This is a genomic window from Paenibacillus validus NBRC 15382 (assembly GCF_004000985.1).
In the GTDB taxonomy this organism is placed as follows: Bacteria; Bacillota; Bacilli; order Paenibacillales; family NBRC-103111; genus Paenibacillus_G; species Paenibacillus_G validus.
On record NZ_BIMH01000026.1, the window covers coordinates 14,596 to 32,744 of the forward strand.

The window sequence follows — 18,149 nt, forward strand, 5'->3', positions numbered from 1 at the left end:
ATAGCGGAATTACAGAGCGCTATTGGCTGTTTTTTCCAAGCCCCGTATTCCCCTTCGGCAGAGGCACCAGCCCCGGTCTCTCGCTTTCCTCCGGGTTCCACAGCTTCTCCGCCTCAGCCTGCAGCTCGCGCAGCGCCTGTTCAAGCGTCTTGCGCCCTTGAAGCACCTCGGCTGACTTCGTTTGCAGCTTCTTGAACACCTCCCCGCTGATGGTGCGGCCAAGCGATGACGATCCGTCGAATAATAGATCCGAGGGCCGCACCTTCAGGAACGCCTCCGTATGCTTGCCGGGGACGCTTGCCACCGGCATCGCCGGACTCGCCGGATAACGATCAACCTCCAGCCGTCTCGGCTCTTCTTGCTGAATCAGCTTGATCAGCTCCCAGGCGGCACGGCGGTTCGGGGAGTTGGCGCTGACCGCGAATATGCCCCCCAGCGAGAAGGTCATCGATTCCGAAGGGCGATCCGGATGAACAGGCTCGCTCGCCACGTCCCATTCCGGGGCATTCTTCGAGGCCTTCAGCGTTTGGATATAGCTGTACCGCTGCAGCGTCATCGCCGCTTTCCCCGTCAGGAACGGGTCCGGGGTCCCTCCCGTCTCCGCACGGTTGCTGCCGGATGCCGATTGAGGCGCTTCGTATACGGCCCCTTCGCGCAGCGCCTCAATCACGGTCGCCCACACCATCCGCCACTGCGGCGTATCGATCGCCACCTGCCTGGTCTTCGGATCAATGATGGAAATTCCCGCCGCATTCGCCACCTGCATGATCATACTGGTCGGCCACGACCCGTTCCCCGTCGCCAAACCGTACACGCCTTCCCGCCTGCCGCCTCCTTCGCCGATGGCGGCAGCTATGCCGAGCAGCTCCTCCCAAGACATCCCGTCTTCCGGATAGGCCACTCCATAACGATCGAACAGCGCTTTATTGTAATAAACCGCAAGCTGGTCGAAGCTCGGGGCAAGGCCGTACAGCTTGCCGTCGCCTTGCTTGCGCAGCGCCTCGATCAGGCCCGGATGGGCTGTCTTTAGCGGAAATCCGTCCTTTTTCACAACCTCATCGAGCGCGTACAGCTTGCCTTGACGCACAAGGGTCGCAAACTCCGCACCGTTCACCCCCATCACATCGGGCAGTTCCTCAACCGGCCATGTCGATGGATTCGACCTCATCACGCTGCTGACCGGAGAGACGTCGCCGTACGGAATAATCTCCACCTTCACATTCGGAAACTTCTTCTGAAAAACAGCCCCGTATTGCGACATAAACGCCTCTTCGCTGAAATAAGCCACCTTCAACGTCAATGCTGTATTCGGGTCTAGCGGCTGCAGCGCCGGGTCTTTCGGCTGGGTCACCAACGGAGTGAACGCCGATTTCAGCCGATCGGCTTCGGCCACACCGAATACAACCGCTCCCAGCAAGGCGGCAGCAGGCAACCATAGCCATTTGCGGCTCCGCCCTCTAACCGGCGGCACCATCCGTACCCGCGCCTGCACCCGTTCGGCCAGTTCCTTCGAAAACCCGCCCTGAGACAACGGCAGCCGTCTTAACTGCTGTTCCCACGCTTCGGGTTCGTTACGCTCGTTTTTTGTCACAGGGTATCCCTCCCTTCGGTTTCCAATTGCTGTGATATTTTCGCTCTTGCCCGCGACAGTCGCGACTTCATCGTCCCGACGGAAATGCCCAGCAGCTCCGCGATTTCGACATACGACAGCTGATGATGCGCATGCAGCAGCAGCACCTCGCGCAGCTTCGTCGGCAGCTCCAGCACAAGCTTCCACACGTCCTCCTCCACGAGAGCGCTTAACGCTTGCGATTCGGCCGAGGCGACGGTTTCATCCCGCTTCAGCACGCCGAACGGCACAACGCGCCGAAACCACGCCGAGCGCCACTGATCGCGCACCGTATTGCGCGTAATCGCCAGCAGCCACGTCTTGATGCTCGCTTCACCGCGAAACGAGTAAAGCCGCTCATATACTTTCATAAATACATCCTGCGTAATGTCGTCCGCCGTCATCGGCTGACGCGTCAGAAAGAACGCGTAGTTCCATACATCCTCGCCATAGGTGAGCATCAGCTCGGATAAGATTTCGTTCTTATCCATACCTCCTGCGAGCGATTTCAAATACTCAAAGGCCACCCGGGTTCACCTCTCATCCAATTGGACGATGCAGGGATGGAAAGGTTCCCTTTTTCGCTGAAAAATCATAAACGCCCGGCGCCGATTGCGGTCGAAAATACCTGCAGCAGCTGTCGAACGGACGCCGAATACAGCCGCTTTTTGTTTCACCCTCCCGCCACCCGGGTAAAAGTAGACATGCAAGTAATCAACCTCAAAGGGAGCGTGATGAACATGTTAAGCTTGCTGATAACGTTAATCATGGCTGTTGTCATTGGATCTATCGGGTCGGCGATTGCGCCGGGCGCGATGCCGGGAGGTATGCTTGGTTCGATGATCGCCGGATTCGTAGGCGCTTGGCTCGGTGCCCTGCTGCTCGGTTCGTGGGGGCCGGTTATCGGCGGATTCGCCGTTTTGCCTGCCATCATCGGCTCTGCATTGTTCGTGTTCTTGCTCGGGCTGCTTGCAAGAGGCTTCGGCAAACGCACGGCGTAACGGTTGTACAAACCCTGTAGCCCCGTAACCTGTAGGATTGATTCACACCGGAGATCGTGTGGATGACAAAGAGAAGGAGTGAGGAGATATGAGTACGGTGAACACGGAGACAAGACGAAGCGGCATGCTGATAGGAACGGTAATGGCCGGTCTGGCCGGCGCAGCGATTGCGTTGTTAACGGCGCCGAAATCCGGACGCGAGCTGCGCGGCGATCTGAAGGATCGTTTGCAGACGCTTCAGGCTAAAGGCGCAGACCTGGTGGGAACGTGTAAAGCGAAAGCTGTGGAAACGGCTCAGCTCGTGAAAGAGCAAAGCGGCATGCTTGCGGACAAAGCGCACACGGTTACCGACGACATGGCAGATAAAGCCCGCGCTGCGACCGATCGCGCGGAAAGCGCCGCCCATACGGCCGTTGACCGCGCCTCATCCGCAGCGGAGAAGAAGCTCGGACAAGCGTCCGACTTCACTCATCGAACGATTGATTCCGCAGGCGATTCGTCGCAGCGCCTAGTCGACGGCGCCTCCTCTACGGCGCATCGACTGGCCGACAAATCGTCGCATTAATCCAAGCCCTGCGGCGCCCCCATCCAGCCTAAACCGTTGTTGCGGTTTAGGCTGGTTTTATGTTACCCGTCCATCCACAAGGTACACATATTCATATGCCTGATATTCACGTTGATCGCACCTTACCAACTCCGGGTTTCTGAAAGCAAAGGTATCCATTCCGGCTCCAAGGTCACATACTGCTTTACCTCTAGCCTGAGCGCTTCTTTAAGGCTCTCTTCCCCATACTGCGCACGACGACTAAGAAAGAGCGACGTAGGGATACATACTGCACCATGTACGCAAGGGCATCTTTACGACTCGGGTTCAACGATAGCTCGCTCAGGATCGACGGCGGGCAGCGCCATCACCATTCCCTGACCAAAAGCGGTGTGATCTTCCTCCGTCGGAAGACGAGCGGCCATTAACTCATTGAAGATTAGAGGATTAGAAGATTAGAAGATTAGCGGAACACCAAAAAGCCGGGAACAGCTTGTCCCCGGCGTCACCTGCTTATGCACTGCCTTCCGCGCTGCGCATGCCGTCTGCGCTTTGTCCGCTCTATACCCGCTCCAACCGGATGATCCAGCTCTCCTCGGTCAGCTCATCCTGCTGCAAGCATACGTTTACGGGAATGCGCTCCTTCTCCGGCTTGACGAAATAACCGTTCTCCAAGTAGTAGCCGCGCTCCTTGGCCACCGCCAGCAGCATGCAGAACTTCTCCGCCGCACGAACGGCTTCATCCTGATTCGGGAACGCTTCCAATAGGCTGCCGAAGCCAAGCGGGTTGCTGGAAGCCTGAATCGACAAAATGTACGAACCTTCCTCTTCCCGGACCATGACTTCACTGCCGTCACACTTTATACGATGTTTAACTGCCATGAGAACCACCGCCTTCTCGTAAGTTTGGGTGCTTGTCTATCATTACCCGCTCTTTGCCGCGCTGAAACATGCCCCTTCTCTCGCTTCACGCAAAAACGCGCCCCACCCGGGACGCGTTTACGATCCGACGTCGCGATTGCCGCCGGTTTCTTGAAAGTAAGCCTTCAACTTATCGAGCGCACGCTTTTGTATACGCGACACACTCATTTGCGAGACGCCGAGCTGTTCGGCGATTCGCCGCTGCGACTGCCCTTCGGTATAAGCGAGATGAAGCACCTTCTGCTCTTCCGGCTTCAAATGTACAAGCGCATCCTGCAGCGTAAGCCGATTCTCCACCCTCTGATACGCATCGCTGGGACAGCCGATCACATCGCCGATCGTCGATCCGTTATCGTCCGATGACAGCGGCGTATCCAGCGAAACGTAATGGTAATAATCGCGTCCCGCCAAAATCTCGATCGTCGCCTCGACGGACAAGTCCATCGCTTCGGCGATCTCCTCCACGTTCGGGGAACGTTCCAAACGAACGGTCAGCTGATCGACCACCTGCTGGATTTGATTCCCCTTTTCCTTAATCCGCCTGGGCACCTGAACATACCAGGATTTATCGCGCAAGTAATTTTTCATATGCCCGATCACGCTTTTCATCATATAAGCTTCGAACTGCACGCCAAGCGTCAAGTCGAATTGCTTCAACAACCGAAGCACCGACATTTGCCCGACTTGGTACAAGTCCTCGAACAGGTCCGGACGGTTACGCGACATTTTACCCGCAGCCATCTTCACCATCGGCTCGTACTGACGCAGCAGCACCGTTGCCGTTTCATTACAGCCCGTCTCCTGATATCGAACGATTAATGCCTCATTCGCGATGGAAGGAGTTTCATCCGTGGTTCCGGGCACCGTTCGTTCCGAATTGATTTTCATACCATTTCCTCGCTTCGGATGAGGCGTTTGGTCAAAGTCACTTCCGTGCCTGCGCCTGTACGCACCTCAACATCGTCCATGAGCGCCTGCATCAAATATATACCGAGCCCGCCGACATTGATTTCATGGAGCGTCTTCTCATGCAGCGATTCGGCGCGCTGCGCTTTCGCCTCGTAATCGAAGCTCGGTCCTTCATCCTTCACCGTAATGCGCAGCCCGTCGTTCAGCCGCTCGAAGCGCACGTTCATCTTCCCGGGCCGACCCGGTTCGTAGGCGTGCACCACCGCATTATTGCAAGCCTCGGCGACCGCCACTTTCATATCTTCAATTTCTTCATACGAGAAACCGAGCTTGGAGCTGATGCCGTAAAGCGTCAGACGGACCAAGTCGATGTACTCCGGCTCGGCAGGGACAGTTAGACACACGGCGTGAGTTTCGGAATTCATAAGCTCTCTTCGATCCTTTCTTATCCGTTAATGATGCGGGCCTCAGACGAATCTGCCGGCGACTTCGGTTGCAGAAACGAAGTAATGCCCGTCAGATCGAAGAGTCTCCTGATTTTCAGCGGAATCTCTTGTACTGTAAAAGAAGCCTTCAAGACGTCCCTTGCTTTTAATACCGATACAATCACACCGATCCCCGTGCTGTCAATATATTGAAGCTGCCTTAAGTTCAAGACGAGGCCACGCCCGGTGTCCGCTACAAGCGGATCCAGCACGCAGCGCAGTTCCGACACCTTGGACAGATCGAGTTCGCCTTGAAGATATACAATGTTCTCCAGTTCCGTTTTTTTCGTTTGGACTAGAAAGCTGTTCGGTTTATCCATATGAAAATCCTCCTTGGCCGCTGCTTGTCTTGAAGCTTCTGCAAGCAAGCCGTATCGGCTGCTAGAAACTAATTAACCGGAAACCTTCCTTTTGAAACACCGACTCCACAAACTTTATCGGTTGGGGACCGCGGCGGAGACGGCTGTCCGATGTGTTTCGCCAGGTCGGGCGGATTCCGCTTTCTTCCTTTCGCGCCACTTCTGCCACAGCTCGATCACTATCGGCACCGTCTGCAGCACATGTTGAGCCGTTTCCCCTGCCGTCTTCGGATCTTTCGGTACGCTGTTCCGAATCGTTCCCGCCACCGCGGTGGACGCTTGCTTGACCGAAGAAGTAACTTCCTGGACGGCGTCGCCGATATTTTTGACCGAATCCACGACCGAATCGATCGAGTGCAGCTTGTTGCGAACGTCCACCGATACTTCGTTCGTGTGCCGCAGCAGCTCAACCGCTTCCGTGCTGATGCCGTTCATTTGCTCCTGCATTTCACGAATAACCATGTTCGTCTGACCGAGCAGGTCCGACACCGAGCGCAGCGTTTGAATAAGAAAAACGACTAAAGCCGCGAATGCGATGGCCACGACGGCCACACTAATTTCAATAATCATCCTGCATCCCTCCATATTCATGGTTCGATTGGGTATTTTTTAACCGCTCGGGACAAGCTTGAAACGCACAGTCGGATCAGGATCAAATTTGTTTCAATCGGCTATCCTATGGGTAAGGAAAGACAAGCAGGCGGACAAGCGACGACCTGTTATTCCCGGACAGTTCGGGTGAGCCTCAAACCGCGCGGGCTGTCCAACCCTAAATAACAAGGATTCGGGAGGTAATAGACAATGGCTAAAGTAATGGAAAAGGAAACCGTTAAGGAAACCACAGGGACAACGGGTAACGACCTGCTGGCTTTACTGAATCAACAGGTTGCGAATTGGGCCGTCTTACACATAAAGCTGCATCAACATCATTGGTTCGTGAAAGGACCTCACTTTTTCGATTTGCATGCCAAATTCGAAGAACTCTATAATGAAGCCGGCCAGACGATGGACGAACTGGCGGAACGCATTCTTGCTCTGCAGGGATCTCCGGTATCCACGACCAAGGAAATCTCCGCAGCGGCGACAGTGAAAGAACACGCGCCTCTGAAATCGGCGGATGAGATGGTGAAGAGCGTACGCGACGACTTCAAGCAGCTGATCAATGAGATCGGACAAGCGATGGAGGTCGCCGAGAAGCAGAAGGACGACGGCACGCACGATATGCTGATCGGCATTCGTACGACATTGGAGAAGCATGTGTGGATGCTGGACGCCTATATAAAGTAAGATCGGCAACCGCCACAATGGCGGACTGTCGAAAGGGTTTACCCCCTGGTCAGTCTGTTTTCCAATGCAGGCGATAACTTATCAAATTTGGGTAAAAATTACAGATTTTATATTGCCGATGGTCAGTTTTTGTGTTAGAATTTCCGCAAGGAACGCAGTCAGATCAGCATCATCACGCTATACGAACCCAGGAAACCGATAAGAGCAAGTCCGGTTTTCCTGGGTTTTTTTAGTAAATGACGCCAACCTGCTTGCGTTACCGACCGCACCGAAACCGGCTGCCGTTACAAAACATCTTCCCCGCCGAACACGGGCCGCAAACCGTTAAAGGGAAGCTGGCATTATTTGTGATAAGGAAAGCCGGGATGGTTATACTAGCCTTATGGAAAGGCAAGGTCCACCATTTGAAGGAGGGGTCTATCAGAATGAAGAAGCGGCTTTCACTTAGTTTGATCGTCTTGTTGACGTTTGTCCTTGCCATGACAGGCTGCGGCAGTAAAAATCCTGCACAAACCGAAACCGGAGGAACCACGACCGGAGGAACGACAGCGGGCGCGGAGAAACCCGGATCCAAACTGAACATCGGGATGGTGACCGACGTTGGCGGCGTAAACGACAACTCGTTTAACCAAAGCGCATGGGAAGCTCTTCAGAAGCTGAACAAAGAAACGGGAGTCAACGTTAAATATTTGCAAAGTAAAAACGACTCTGAATTTGTGCCGAACCTGAACCAACTGGTGAAAAACAACTATAACCTGACTTGGGGGATCGGTTTTATTATCGGCGATTCGCTGAAAACCGTTGCTCAGCAAAACCCGGAAGCAAAGCTGGCTATCATTGATAACGTAGTTGAAGCGCCTAATGTCGTTTCCGTTACGTTCGCCGAGCATGAAGGCTCTTATTTGACAGGCGTTGTGGCAGGCTTGATGACGAAGTCGAACAAAATCGGCTTTGTCGGCGGGATGGACATTCCCGTCATTAAACGTTTCGAGGCCGGGTTTGTAGCCGGCGTTAAAGCGGTAAATCCGAACGCTAAAGTAACTATCAACTACACAGGCGCATTCGACAAGCCCGACCTGGGTAAGGCGGCTGCCTCTACCATTTACAACGACGGCGCGGACATCGTCTTCCATGCGGCCGGGGCAACCGGCGACGGCGTGTTCAACGAGGCGAAAGACCGTGTGAAGAACGGTAAAAAGGTGTGGGTAATCGGCGTAGATAAAGACCAATCGCTTACGTTCGGCGACGATGTGACGTTGACGTCCATGATGAAACGGGTCGATACGGCGGTTTATAATATCTCCAATGACCTGATTAACGGAAAATTCGAAGGCGGCAAAACGATCGTACTCGGTCTGAAGGACAACGGTGTGGGCCTCCCGGAAACGTCCAAAAAGAACGTCCCTGAAGATGTGCTGAAGAAAGTAGACGAGTACAAAGACAAAATCGTCAAAGGCGATATTCAGGTTCCGGATAAATGAGCAGCGGAGCGACCAAAGTAGAGATGCGCGGCATCACGAAACGGTTTCCGGGACTTGTTGCCAATGACGGCATCAACCTGACGCTGAAGGAGGGCGAGATTCTCGCCCTTCTCGGTGAGAACGGCGCGGGCAAATCTACGCTGATGAATATTTTGTTCGGTTTATACCAGCCGGATGAGGGCGAAATCCTCATTGGCGGCAAACCGACCGCTATCCAGGGCCCGAAGACGGCAATCCGTCTCGGGCTCGGTATGGTTCATCAGCACTTTAAGCTCGTGCAACCGTTTACCGTGACGGAGAATATCATTCTCGGTCTGGAGCCGAAGCAGCGGTTGTCCATCCATTACCGGAAGGCGGAACAGCAGGTGGCCGAGCTGTCCGACCGTTACGGACTTCGCGTAGACCCTAAAGCCAAAATTCAAGACATCTCGGTCGGTATGCAGCAGCGTGTGGAAATTTTGAAGACGCTGTATCGCGGCGCCGACATTCTGATCTTTGACGAGCCGACGGCGGTGCTGACCCCGCAGGAAATTCAGGAATTGATCGAAATTATGCGCAAGCTCGTCGCCGAAGGCAAGTCGATTATTTTGATTACGCATAAGCTGAAAGAAATTATGGCCATCGCCGACCGGGTCACGGTCATTCGCAGGGGGAAAGTCATCGATTCGCTGAACGTCAGCGAGACGAATCCGGATGAGCTGGCCGCCAAGATGGTCGGTCGGCAAGTCTCGTTCAAGCGGGATAAGAAGCCCGCGAGTCCGGGTCAGCCGGTGCTGATCGTAGATAAGATCGTCGCCCATGCGGCCAGCGGCGCCCGCGTATTGGATGAGGTGTCGCTGGCCGTGCGCAGCGGCGAAATCCTCGGCATTGCCGGCGTCGACGGCAACGGGCAGAGCGAGCTGGTTGAAGCCGTCGCCGGGCTGCGCCGCATCGACAGCGGCCGCATCTCGCTGGCCGGGCGGGACATTACGAACCGACCGCCGAGGACCATCTCCGAAAGCGGCCTCGGACACATTCCGGAAGACCGTCATAAGCACGGACTCGTGCTTGATTTTACAATGAGCGAAAATATGGTGCTGAAAACGTACTATACGTCCGCCTACAACAAGAACGGCTTCCTGGACTACGCGGCTATCGAGAAGCAGGCGAAACGGCTCACGGAGGAATTCGACGTACGCATGTCCGGGCTCGATAGCGAGGCCCGTTCCTTGTCCGGCGGCAACCAGCAAAAGGCAATTATCGCTCGCGAAATCGACCAAAACCCCGAGTTGCTGATCGCCGCCCAGCCAACCCGCGGCCTCGATGTCGGCGCCATCGAGTTTATTCATAAGCGCCTGATCGAGCAGCGGGATAAAGGGAAAGCGGTGCTGCTGTTATCCCATGAGCTCGATGAAATTTTACAATTGTCCGACCGGATCGTCGTCATCTGCGGCGGGAAAATTATCGGGGAAGCCGATCCTGCCCGCACAAGCGACCGCGAGCTCGGGCTGATGATGGCAGGCTCCGGCCAAACCGGCAAAACCGGCAGCGAGCCAGAATCCGGAGGTGACACGCATGTCTAAGTGGTCCCGCCTATTTATTAAAGACTCGGCGCTTGTTCCGCTCGCGGCCATCGTGCTCGGCCTTCTCGTCGGTGCGATCATCATGCTGATCGGCGGTTACAACCCGCTCTTGGCTTATGCGTCCTTGGTTGAGAAGGTCGTCGGCGATCCATACAGCATCGGCGAAACGATTCGTGAAATTACGCCTCTGATCTTGACGGGGCTGTCGGTCGCCTTCGCGTTCCGCACAGGCTTGTTCAACATCGGCGCCGAAGGCCAGTACATCATCGGCATGACGGGCGCCACCTTTATCGGCATCAAGCTGCAGCTTCCGTTCTGGATTCATGCGCCGCTTGCCATTATCGTGGGGGCCGTGCTCGCGGGCTTGTGGGGAGCGATCGCCGGTTATTTGAAGGCGAAACGCGGCGTGAATGAGGTCATCACGACCATCATGCTGAACTGGATCGCGCTGTTCTTGTCCAACTATATCGTCAGAGAATTCCTGCTTCAGCCCGGCCAACAGCGCTCCTACAAAATTCACGAGTCGGCCATGATCAGCCTTCCGGCCCTGAGCGAGGCTTTCGGTAACGCACGTCTGCACTGGGGCACGCTGATTGCGATCATCGGTGCGGTTATCTTCTACGTGCTGCTGTGGAAAACGCGCCAAGGCTACGAGCTTCGCGCCGTCGGGCACAGTCCTAGCGCGGCCGAATATGCCGGGATGAGCGTCAACCGCAACGTGGTGAAAGCGATGTTCGTCGGCGGCGTGTTCGCAGGTCTTGCAGGCGTGTTCGAAGTGCTTGGCGTATTCCACTACCAGACGATCGCGGCCGGCTCTTCGGGCTACGGCTTCGACGGCGTCGCCGTCGCCTTGCTCGGCGGCAACCATCCGCTCGGCGTCGTGCTGGCGGCCACTTTATTCGGCTCGTTAACGTACGGATCGGCGGGCATGAGCTTCGGCGCCGACGTGCCCCCGGAAATTATCCGGGTCATTATCGGTCTCGTCATTTTCTTCGTCGCTTCGCACGGCATCGTTCGCCTCGTGCTGCGTCCGATTACAGCTAGGCGTAAAGCCCGCGGGGAGGTGACTTGACGTCATGGATACGTTGCGAATAATCGGCGAATTGCTCCAGACGACTCTCGTTTTCTCGACAGCCTTAATCTTCACCGCACTCGGCGGCATTTTCTCCGAGCGATCGGGGGTCGTCAACATCGGGCTGGAAGGTCTTATGGTATGCGGGGCGTTCGCCTCCGCCGTAAGTGTGTACTATGCCGAACAGGCAGGGATGATCGGCGCGGCGCCTTGGATCGGCCTGCTTGCGGCCGCCTTGTTCGCCATGCTCGTCTCCGCGATCCATGCGGTCGCTTCGATTACGTTCAAGGCGAATCAGGTGGTCAGCGGCGTCGTCATTAACTTTTTGTCGGCAGGCATGACGATTTACTTGGTCAAAGTGCTGTTCGAAGGGGCCGGGCAGACGGAAACGTTAAATGCCGTCTTCCACAAAGTCGCCATTCCGGGGCTGGCGTCCATTCCGGTGATCGGCCCCGCGCTGTTCAATGCCTACCCGACCACCTACATTGCGCTGATTCTCGTGATTGTCATCTGGTACACGCTGTTTAAAACGCCTTTCGGCTTGCGCCTGCGCTCCGTCGGCGAGCATCCCGGCGCGGCGGATACGCTTGGCGTCAGCGTTGCCAAAATGCGGTATATCGGCGTGCTGCTCAGCGGCCTGCTGGCCGGTCTCGGCGGCGCGACCATCACCTTGACGACGACCAGCAACTTCTCGCACAACACGATTTCCGGTCAAGGCTTCATCGCCCTGGCCGCACTGATCTTCGGCAAATGGCATCCGCTCGGCGTATTGGGGGCCACCATCTTCTTCGGTCTCGCGCAAGCAGTCAAAAACTTCGTGCAGCTGTTCGACTTTGCCAAGAACATCCCGATGGAGTTTTTGTACATGCTGCCGTACGTGCTGACGATTCTCGTGCTCGCCGGCGCGGTCGGACGCGCCTATCCCCCGTCCGCTCTCGGCGAGCCGTACGACCCGGGGAAAAGATAAATGAGCGCTTGGAAGATCGTCCTGCCGCAAAACGCAGGACGATTTTTTTGCGCGCACAGCGCAGTCAGGGCCGCCCGATCCGCACCGGCTTCCGTCTTTTCACAGTTGCTCCCGCATGCCCCCGGTCCCCAGCCGCCAGCCTCGCACCGTTCCCTCCACGCCAAATAACGGAACCGAGCTGCCTTATCATCCTCCACGAGGATGAAAGAGCGGCACAATGCCGCCTATAAGGTATCCAGGTTCCGCTAGTTCTCCATTCATGTCCATTTGAGTAAAAGGGCACACCACCGGTGCACCCGAGCTCTCAAGAGAGCTTATCCATGCCGTTTATACAGCTCGATTCGATCGGAAGCGCCCCCCGTCCCGGACTCCACCTTCACCTCGTCCACGAGCGCCTGCATCAAATATAAGCCGAGCCGGGGGCTCTCAAACTGCCGGTCATCCAGAGACGCAGATTGCGGCAGCTCTGCGGCCGAGTCGTCCGCTTCGCGAAACGATAGCCGGCAGCCCGCCCCTTCCAACCGTACGACCAGCTCCGCCGGGCGCATGGTGAAGACGATCCGAAGCGCCGCGCCCGGCGGCTTCTCCGGCGTCTGCAGCAGCGCATGGTTGCACGCTTCCGTGAGCGCGACTTTCAAATCTTCAATTTCTTCATAAGTATAGCCCATCTGCACGGCAACGCCGTAAAGCGTTAGTCGTACCGTATCCAGCTCATCCGCATCGAACGGGACGGTCAGAATGACTTCTTTGTCCGTGCCGGTATTTCCACTCATGCCGACTCACCCTCCATCATGATAAATCCCGCTGAGATGAGCTGTCCTCTGTTGATGAAGAAGCGGAGGAGCCGGCAGAGCCGCCGGACGGTTCAGACTCCACGAGCAAAAACCGGGTCAATCCTGTCGTATCAAACAGACGGCGAATTTTAGCAGGCACTTCCTGCACGGCTAATCGGGCGTCGGCCGATTGCCTTGTTTTTAACAACGAGACGATAAGACCGATCCCTGTGCTGTCGATATACGTCAGCTCCCGCAAATTCAGCTTGAGCGGCAAAGCCGAGCCTGCAGCCAAAGGTTGCGCAACGCTTCGGAATATTTCCGCCGTGCTCAGATCGAGTTCGCCCGACAAGTGCAGTACATGGGCGTCAGGTATCGTATGAACGATAACCTGAAACTTGCTGGCATCCATCTTCAATAAGCTCACTCCGATTCAAAATGTATAGTTCCTATCATACCAGATTTTGGCCCTTTTTTCACGAGTCCATAGGCCCTCTTCCGTCCCTCCGGCACCGCATCAAGCTGCACGATTCAACAGCGGCTTGGCCGGGTAATCATGGCTAAGGGCGAATCGCCGCATAACCGACTTGCAGTAAAGGAGCGATATCAGATGGATCCATTCAAAAGCGTCGACATTGAAAAGAAAAATGTGGAGAAAAAAATGGATTCCGGTAGGGTTGCATCCACATTCATTAAATATGCGGCCTACATCGTGATTTTTTTCGGATTCCTGTACTTCCTCGTTCGTTACGTGTTCCCGAAATTTTAATAACTCCCGGCTTAACGGCAAATGCGCAGAAACGCACACGGTTCATCCGCGTGTGTTTCTTGACGATTCGTCGCTCTCCTTGACAGGCAACAAAAACGCGAGCATCCGATACTCCCACCGGATGCTCACGTCTTGATTATGCCGTCATCAAGCTGCCGTTCGATGGAAATAATGGACCGCGGTCAGCTTGCCCGTCTCCGCATCGATAAACAGTTTCAACGCCCGCGAATGACTTCGATACACAACCCCGTCCTCGGCGATCCAGTCAGGCTTGCCGAGCGCGTCCTGCAGCTTGGCCGCATCGAGGGGCAGCGTCTTGCCGTCAATGTCGACAGTTTCCGCCTCCGCGGCGGACACGACGATGAAACGGACGAAGTTGTTGTGCAGCCCGACCTTGCAATCCTCGTAGACAAGAACCCGCTCCTCTTTAAACAGAGGATCCGTTTCGACAGCCTTGGGCTCGCCTTTGATTTCGTATACCGTCTTCAAGTCGTCGGTAACCGACAAGCCGTTCACCCGTTCCAACTTGAAGGTGCCGTTCCGGGAAGCAGCGGCCGCTTGAGGCATCGTTCCGGTCGAACCGTTCCCGGCCGGACCGGCTGCTGCCTTCAAGGCCGCGGAATCGACGCCTGGAGATGCATAGGCTGCCTCCGCCTGCACGAACACCATCGCCGACCGGGAAGGCGGCGGCGATATCGACTTGTCGGGTAATACCGTTCCCCATGAGGCCCCGGTAACGCCCATGAGAACGGCGCCGACGACCCATCCTATGCTCCAGCTTTTCACGTCAATTCCCCTCCTCCGGTTGAATCCGCCCGGTTTCAATTATTCGTTAGGCTGAGCCGACTGCTTGTCCGCTGTCAGAGCGCTAACGGATGCGTTCGAATTGGTACTGCCTGATCGGGACATACGCTTTAGGAATAAATTCCAACGGCTCCCCAATCGGCTCCGCATCGCCGATGACCGTGACCGGCCTCCCTACCGTCTCCGCATCGCCGATGACCGTAACCGGTTCGCCGAACCGGCTGCCAACCGTCGCTCCGTCTTCGATGACGGCGCCTTCCCCGATTATCGCATTGCGGATAAACACATCCCTGCCGATTCGGGCACGCGGCATCACCACGCAATTGCGAAGCACGCTGCCGTGTCCGACGAACACGCCGGCCGATAACACCGAGCGCTCGATTTGTCCGAAGACGGCCGATTCGCCGGCGACAAGCGCATGCCGCAGCCGCGCGTACAGACCAGCCTGAGTTTGCGCCGATGCCCGCCCAGGCGAACGCATCGGCCAGTCGCCATCCTCGAGGTCGAATTTCGGCGGGTCGCCAAGCAAGTCCATATGCGCCTCCCACAAACTTTCCACCGTGCCGACATCGCGCCAATAGCCTTCGAACGCATACGTCTGTACGCGGTCGCCCCTCGCGAGCATAGACGGAATGAGGTCTTTGCCAAAATCGTGGCTCGAAAGCGGATTGCAGGCATCCCGTTCGAGTATGTGTTTCAAGTAGCTCCAGCGGAACACGTAAATCCCCATCGAAGCGAGGTTGCTGGTCGGCACCCTCGGCTTCTCCGCAAATTCCGTAATCCGTCCTGCCTTGTCCGCTTTCATGATGCCAAAGCGGTGCGCTTCTTCCCAAGCGACCGGCGTTACCGCAATCGTCGCATCGGCTCCCGTCTCGCGGTGCCGCTCCAGCAGCTTGCGGTAGTCCATCCGATAAATATGATCACCCGAGAGAACAAGCACATGCTCCGGGTCATAAAACTTTAGAAACGCCATATTTTTGAAAACCGCATCCGCCGTGCCCGTATACGATCCGCCCGCCGACGGCAGCAGCGTAACGGCATTCGACCAGAGTGCGCCGGAGCCGATATGCCGGTGCAGAGAAGCCGCCTGATACTGCGTGACCACTCCGACGACCGGTAGACCGGAATTGGTGCAATTGCTGAGCGCAAAGTCTATCATTCGGTAGCCTCCGCCAAAATGCACTGCCGGCTTCGCTTTATCCCGAGTCAGTACACCCAGCCTGCGTCCTTCTCCTCCGGCCAACAGCATAGCAACGCATGATTGGGATTTCATAAAGTCACCTCTCACCTCTCACCTTTCTGTGCAAATTGGAGACTTAGGCGTCATGAACATCATGGCTCTCTATAATTATTTTTAACCAAAAACCTGCTTCTATGAAACAAATGGTGAAAAAGCTTCCATTGCCCTTGGCATGCGGCTCCCTCCCCCTCTGCCTGGACAAAACGCAAAACGGCCCTACTCCGAGGAAACCCAACCGACTGCTTGAGTTTGCCTCCCTGTAAGGCCGTCCGATGATTAAGCCAATCTTAAATCATCTTGTTCTTCATAAGGTTTCATACGCACTGAAAAAATAAATTCCGCCCCCGGCTGTTCAGTCGCCACATAGGCGATCTTCCCTCCCATCAGCTGCACCAAATTGCGGCAGATGGCGAGACCCAGACCGGTACCGCCGTACTTGCGCGTCAACGAAGAGTCGACCTGCGTGAACGGCCGGAACAAGAGCCCACGTTTCTCTTCGGGAATGCCGATGCCGGTATCGGTAACGCGGAATTCGAGCGACAGCTGTTCGCCTTCACGCTCGAGCGGTCTCACCGATACATGAACGCCGCCGCGATCCGTGAATTTGACGGCGTTGCCGATCAGGTTGATCAGCACTTGACGCAGCCGGGATTCGTCGCCCAGTAAACACTCCGGAGTCTCCGGGTCAATGTCGCACGTCATTTCCAGCGATTTCGCCCGGCACTCCGCATGGAACATCTCGAACGTTTCGATTAAACAATTGCGAAGGTGAAGCGGCTGCTCCTTGAGCTCCATTTTACCCGATTCGATTTTCGTCAGGTCCAGGATGTCATTCATAATGTACAGAAGCGCAGCCCCGCTTCGCCGGATCGTATCGGTATATTCGCGCTGTTCGCTGTTCAGTTCGGTCTCCATCAGCAGATCGGCCATGGCGATCACCCCATTGAGCGGCGTTCGAATTTCATGGCTGATCATCGCGAGAAAATTCGATTTGGCCGAAGCCGCCTGCTCCGCCGCCTCTTTCGCCCGCTCCAGCTCACGCGATCGCTCATTAAGCAGCTCCGTTTGCTGCTGCAGCTTTTTCTGGGCCATATACATGCTGACGAAGCCTTCGATCTTCGACTTCAGCGTACGCGGCACGAACGGCTTTACGATATAGTCGATCGCGCCGACGGAATAGGCCGTGAATGACTGATCCTGCTCTTCCGGCGCCGCCGTAATGAAGATGATCGGTACAGTCCTCGTCTTCTCCCGGGATTTGATCCATTGCGCCGTTTCGAAACCGTCCATGCCCGGCATCTGTACGTCGAGGACGATCACGGCGAATTCATGCTTCAGCAGACAGCGCAGCGCTTCTTCCCCGGACGTCGCCTTTACCAGATCGTAATGATGGTCTTCCAGCACCGCTTCAAGCGCCAGTAAGTTTTCCGGTTGGTCATCGACCAGCAGAATGCGGATCGCCTCGTTCATCCACCACACCTCATTTTTGTTTACGATAAATTTTTTCCTGATGGTCAAGCACTGCGTAGCCGTCTGCATGCTTGGTGAAGGAGATCGACTCCTTATGACCCAGCACCAAAATCCCCTCTGTACTCAAGCTTTCATAGAACAGATCGTGAACCTGATTTTGCAAATATCCATCGAAATAAATCAGTACGTTCCGGCAACAAATAACGTGAAACTCGTTAAACGAGCGATCAGTCACAAGATTATGCTGGGCAAATACGATCTTCTCGCGCAAAAACGGATGGAATGTCGCCCGATCCCCCGCCGCCGTATAGTAGTAGGAAAATGCCTCCTTGCCCCCGGCGTGCATATAATTTTTCGTGTAATCCTGCATTTTCCTGAGCGGGTATGAAGCCTTCTCGGCAGTATGCAGAACTTCCTCGTTAATATCCGTTGCATAAATGCGCACCCGGTCATACAGGCCCTCCTCGTAGAGCAGGATAGCCATCGAGTACACTTCCTCCCCGGTCGAGCAGCCCGCGTGCCAGATCCGAATGGCGGGCACGCTGCGCAGCAGCGGTACAACCTGCTCGCGGAAGGCGTAGAACAGACTCGGATCGCGGAACATTTCCGTGACATGGATGACCAGATCGGCCAGCAGCCGCTCCATGCAGCCGCGATCGTGCAGCACGCGCTCCTGCAGCGCCGACACGGTCGACAGCTTCTCCGCATCGATGCGGTGCCGGATGCGACGCCGCAGCGAAGGATAAGCGTAATGCCGGAAGTCGTATCCGTACATCCGAAACAGTCCTTCCAGCAGCAGCGTGATTTCAATGCGCTCCCGCTCCTCTTCTTCCTTCGTGACGCCTACTTCCTTTTCTCTCCTATAATCGTCGCTTACTTGCCTTAATGAAGCCATT

General features: G+C 55.8%; 21 protein-coding genes. 8 read left to right on the top strand and 13 right to left on the bottom strand.

Annotation, left to right across the window (positions count from 1 at the left end; genetic code table 11):
* Nucleotides 1–19: 19 nt before the first annotated feature.
* Nucleotides 20–1,591: an extracellular solute-binding protein gene (locus PVA01S_RS16680; RefSeq protein WP_127608548.1), complete on the bottom strand. Its 1,572-nt coding sequence runs from the start codon at nt 1,589–1,591 to the stop codon at nt 20–22.
* Entirely contained in the window at nt 1,588–2,136 is a 549-nt protein-coding gene (locus PVA01S_RS16685) for an RNA polymerase sigma factor (RefSeq protein WP_127608549.1), read from the bottom strand. The genes PVA01S_RS16680 and PVA01S_RS16685 overlap by 4 nt, the downstream gene beginning before the upstream one ends.
* 213 nt (nt 2,137–2,349) lie before the next feature.
* On the opposite strand from PVA01S_RS16685, the gene PVA01S_RS16690 reads away from it, so the two are divergent.
* Complete coding sequence (locus PVA01S_RS16690) at nt 2,350–2,610, top strand: GlsB/YeaQ/YmgE family stress response membrane protein (RefSeq protein ID WP_127608550.1); 261 nt, start codon at nt 2,350–2,352, stop codon at nt 2,608–2,610.
* Nucleotides 2,611–2,698: 88 nt separating this feature from the next.
* The gene (locus PVA01S_RS16695; protein ID WP_127608551.1) at nt 2,699–3,175 is read left to right on the top strand and encodes a YtxH domain-containing protein; all 477 of its coding nucleotides are present in this window, start codon (nt 2,699–2,701) and stop codon (nt 3,173–3,175) included.
* Nucleotides 3,176–3,715: 540 nt separating this feature from the next.
* On the opposite strand, the gene PVA01S_RS16700 is transcribed toward PVA01S_RS16695, so the two are convergent.
* From PVA01S_RS16700 to PVA01S_RS16720, 5 genes are all read right to left on the bottom strand, one after another.
* The gene (locus tag PVA01S_RS16700; protein WP_127608552.1) at nt 3,716–4,036 is read right to left on the bottom strand and encodes a hypothetical protein; all 321 of its coding nucleotides are present in this window, start codon (nt 4,034–4,036) and stop codon (nt 3,716–3,718) included.
* A gap of 117 nt (nt 4,037–4,153) precedes the next feature.
* On the bottom strand, nt 4,154–4,963 hold the full coding sequence (locus PVA01S_RS16705; RefSeq protein ID WP_127608553.1) for a sigma-70 family RNA polymerase sigma factor: 810 nt from the start codon (nt 4,961–4,963) through the stop codon (nt 4,154–4,156).
* Nucleotides 4,960–5,409, bottom strand: coding sequence for an anti-sigma B factor RsbW (rsbW, locus tag PVA01S_RS16710; protein WP_054795882.1), 450 nt, complete (start codon nt 5,407–5,409; stop codon nt 4,960–4,962). The genes PVA01S_RS16705 and rsbW overlap by 4 nt, the downstream gene beginning before the upstream one ends.
* 20 nt (nt 5,410–5,429) lie before the next feature.
* On the bottom strand, nt 5,430–5,789 hold the full coding sequence (locus tag PVA01S_RS16715) for an STAS domain-containing protein (protein ID WP_127608554.1): 360 nt from the start codon (nt 5,787–5,789) through the stop codon (nt 5,430–5,432).
* A gap of 114 nt (nt 5,790–5,903) precedes the next feature.
* The gene (locus tag PVA01S_RS16720) at nt 5,904–6,398 is read right to left on the bottom strand and encodes a DUF948 domain-containing protein (protein WP_127608555.1); all 495 of its coding nucleotides are present in this window, start codon (nt 6,396–6,398) and stop codon (nt 5,904–5,906) included.
* Between the two features lie 231 nt (nt 6,399–6,629).
* Between PVA01S_RS16720 and PVA01S_RS16725 the strand changes: the two genes are divergently transcribed.
* From PVA01S_RS16725 to PVA01S_RS16745, 5 genes are all read left to right on the top strand, one after another.
* A complete protein-coding gene (locus PVA01S_RS16725) occupies nt 6,630–7,115 on the top strand; it encodes a Dps family protein (protein WP_127608556.1) in 486 nt (161 codons plus the stop codon).
* A gap of 425 nt (nt 7,116–7,540) precedes the next feature.
* Nucleotides 7,541–8,596, top strand: coding sequence for a BMP family lipoprotein (locus tag PVA01S_RS16730; RefSeq protein WP_127608557.1), 1,056 nt, complete (start codon nt 7,541–7,543; stop codon nt 8,594–8,596).
* Nucleotides 8,593–10,158 carry an ABC transporter ATP-binding protein gene (locus PVA01S_RS16735; protein WP_127608558.1) on the top strand — a complete coding sequence of 522 codons (1,566 nt, stop codon included), beginning with the start codon at nt 8,593–8,595 and terminating at the stop codon, nt 10,156–10,158. Before PVA01S_RS16730 ends, PVA01S_RS16735 begins: the two co-directional genes overlap by 4 nt.
* Nucleotides 10,151–11,230: an ABC transporter permease gene (locus PVA01S_RS16740; protein ID WP_127608559.1), complete on the top strand. Its 1,080-nt coding sequence runs from the start codon at nt 10,151–10,153 to the stop codon at nt 11,228–11,230. Before PVA01S_RS16735 ends, PVA01S_RS16740 begins: the two co-directional genes overlap by 8 nt.
* A 4-nt stretch (nt 11,231–11,234) precedes the next feature.
* A complete protein-coding gene (locus PVA01S_RS16745; protein ID WP_127608560.1) occupies nt 11,235–12,197 on the top strand; it encodes an ABC transporter permease in 963 nt (320 codons plus the stop codon).
* 314 nt (nt 12,198–12,511) lie between these two features.
* Here PVA01S_RS16745 and PVA01S_RS16750 read toward each other — a convergent pair whose 3' ends face one another.
* Both PVA01S_RS16750 and PVA01S_RS16755 read right to left on the bottom strand, forming a co-directional pair.
* A complete protein-coding gene (locus PVA01S_RS16750; protein WP_127608561.1) occupies nt 12,512–12,970 on the bottom strand; it encodes an ATP-binding protein in 459 nt (152 codons plus the stop codon).
* Nucleotides 12,971–12,986: 16 nt separating this feature from the next.
* A complete protein-coding gene (locus PVA01S_RS16755) occupies nt 12,987–13,382 on the bottom strand; it encodes an STAS domain-containing protein (RefSeq protein ID WP_127608588.1) in 396 nt (131 codons plus the stop codon).
* 198 nt (nt 13,383–13,580) lie between these two features.
* Here PVA01S_RS16755 and PVA01S_RS26710 point away from each other — a divergent pair, with 198 nt between their 5' ends.
* Complete coding sequence (locus PVA01S_RS26710; protein ID WP_164751864.1) at nt 13,581–13,739, top strand: hypothetical protein; 159 nt, start codon at nt 13,581–13,583, stop codon at nt 13,737–13,739.
* A 147-nt stretch (nt 13,740–13,886) separates the two neighbouring features.
* Here the strand turns inward: PVA01S_RS26710 and PVA01S_RS16760 are convergent, their stop codons facing one another.
* The 4 genes from PVA01S_RS16760 to PVA01S_RS16775 all read right to left on the bottom strand — a co-directional run bounded on the left by PVA01S_RS16760 (nt 13,887) and on the right by PVA01S_RS16775 (nt 18,148).
* Nucleotides 13,887–14,525: a hypothetical protein gene (locus PVA01S_RS16760; protein ID WP_127608562.1), complete on the bottom strand. Its 639-nt coding sequence runs from the start codon at nt 14,523–14,525 to the stop codon at nt 13,887–13,889.
* An 82-nt stretch (nt 14,526–14,607) separates the two neighbouring features.
* On the bottom strand, nt 14,608–15,816 hold the full coding sequence (locus PVA01S_RS16765; RefSeq protein ID WP_230876300.1) for a sugar phosphate nucleotidyltransferase: 1,209 nt from the start codon (nt 15,814–15,816) through the stop codon (nt 14,608–14,610).
* A gap of 243 nt (nt 15,817–16,059) precedes the next feature.
* Entirely contained in the window at nt 16,060–17,253 is a 1,194-nt protein-coding gene (locus PVA01S_RS16770; protein WP_127608563.1) for an ATP-binding protein, read from the bottom strand.
* A 10-nt stretch (nt 17,254–17,263) separates the two neighbouring features.
* Nucleotides 17,264–18,148 carry a CheR family methyltransferase gene (locus PVA01S_RS16775; protein WP_127608564.1) on the bottom strand — a complete coding sequence of 295 codons (885 nt, stop codon included), beginning with the start codon at nt 18,146–18,148 and terminating at the stop codon, nt 17,264–17,266.
* Nucleotide 18,149 lies beyond the last annotated feature (1 nt).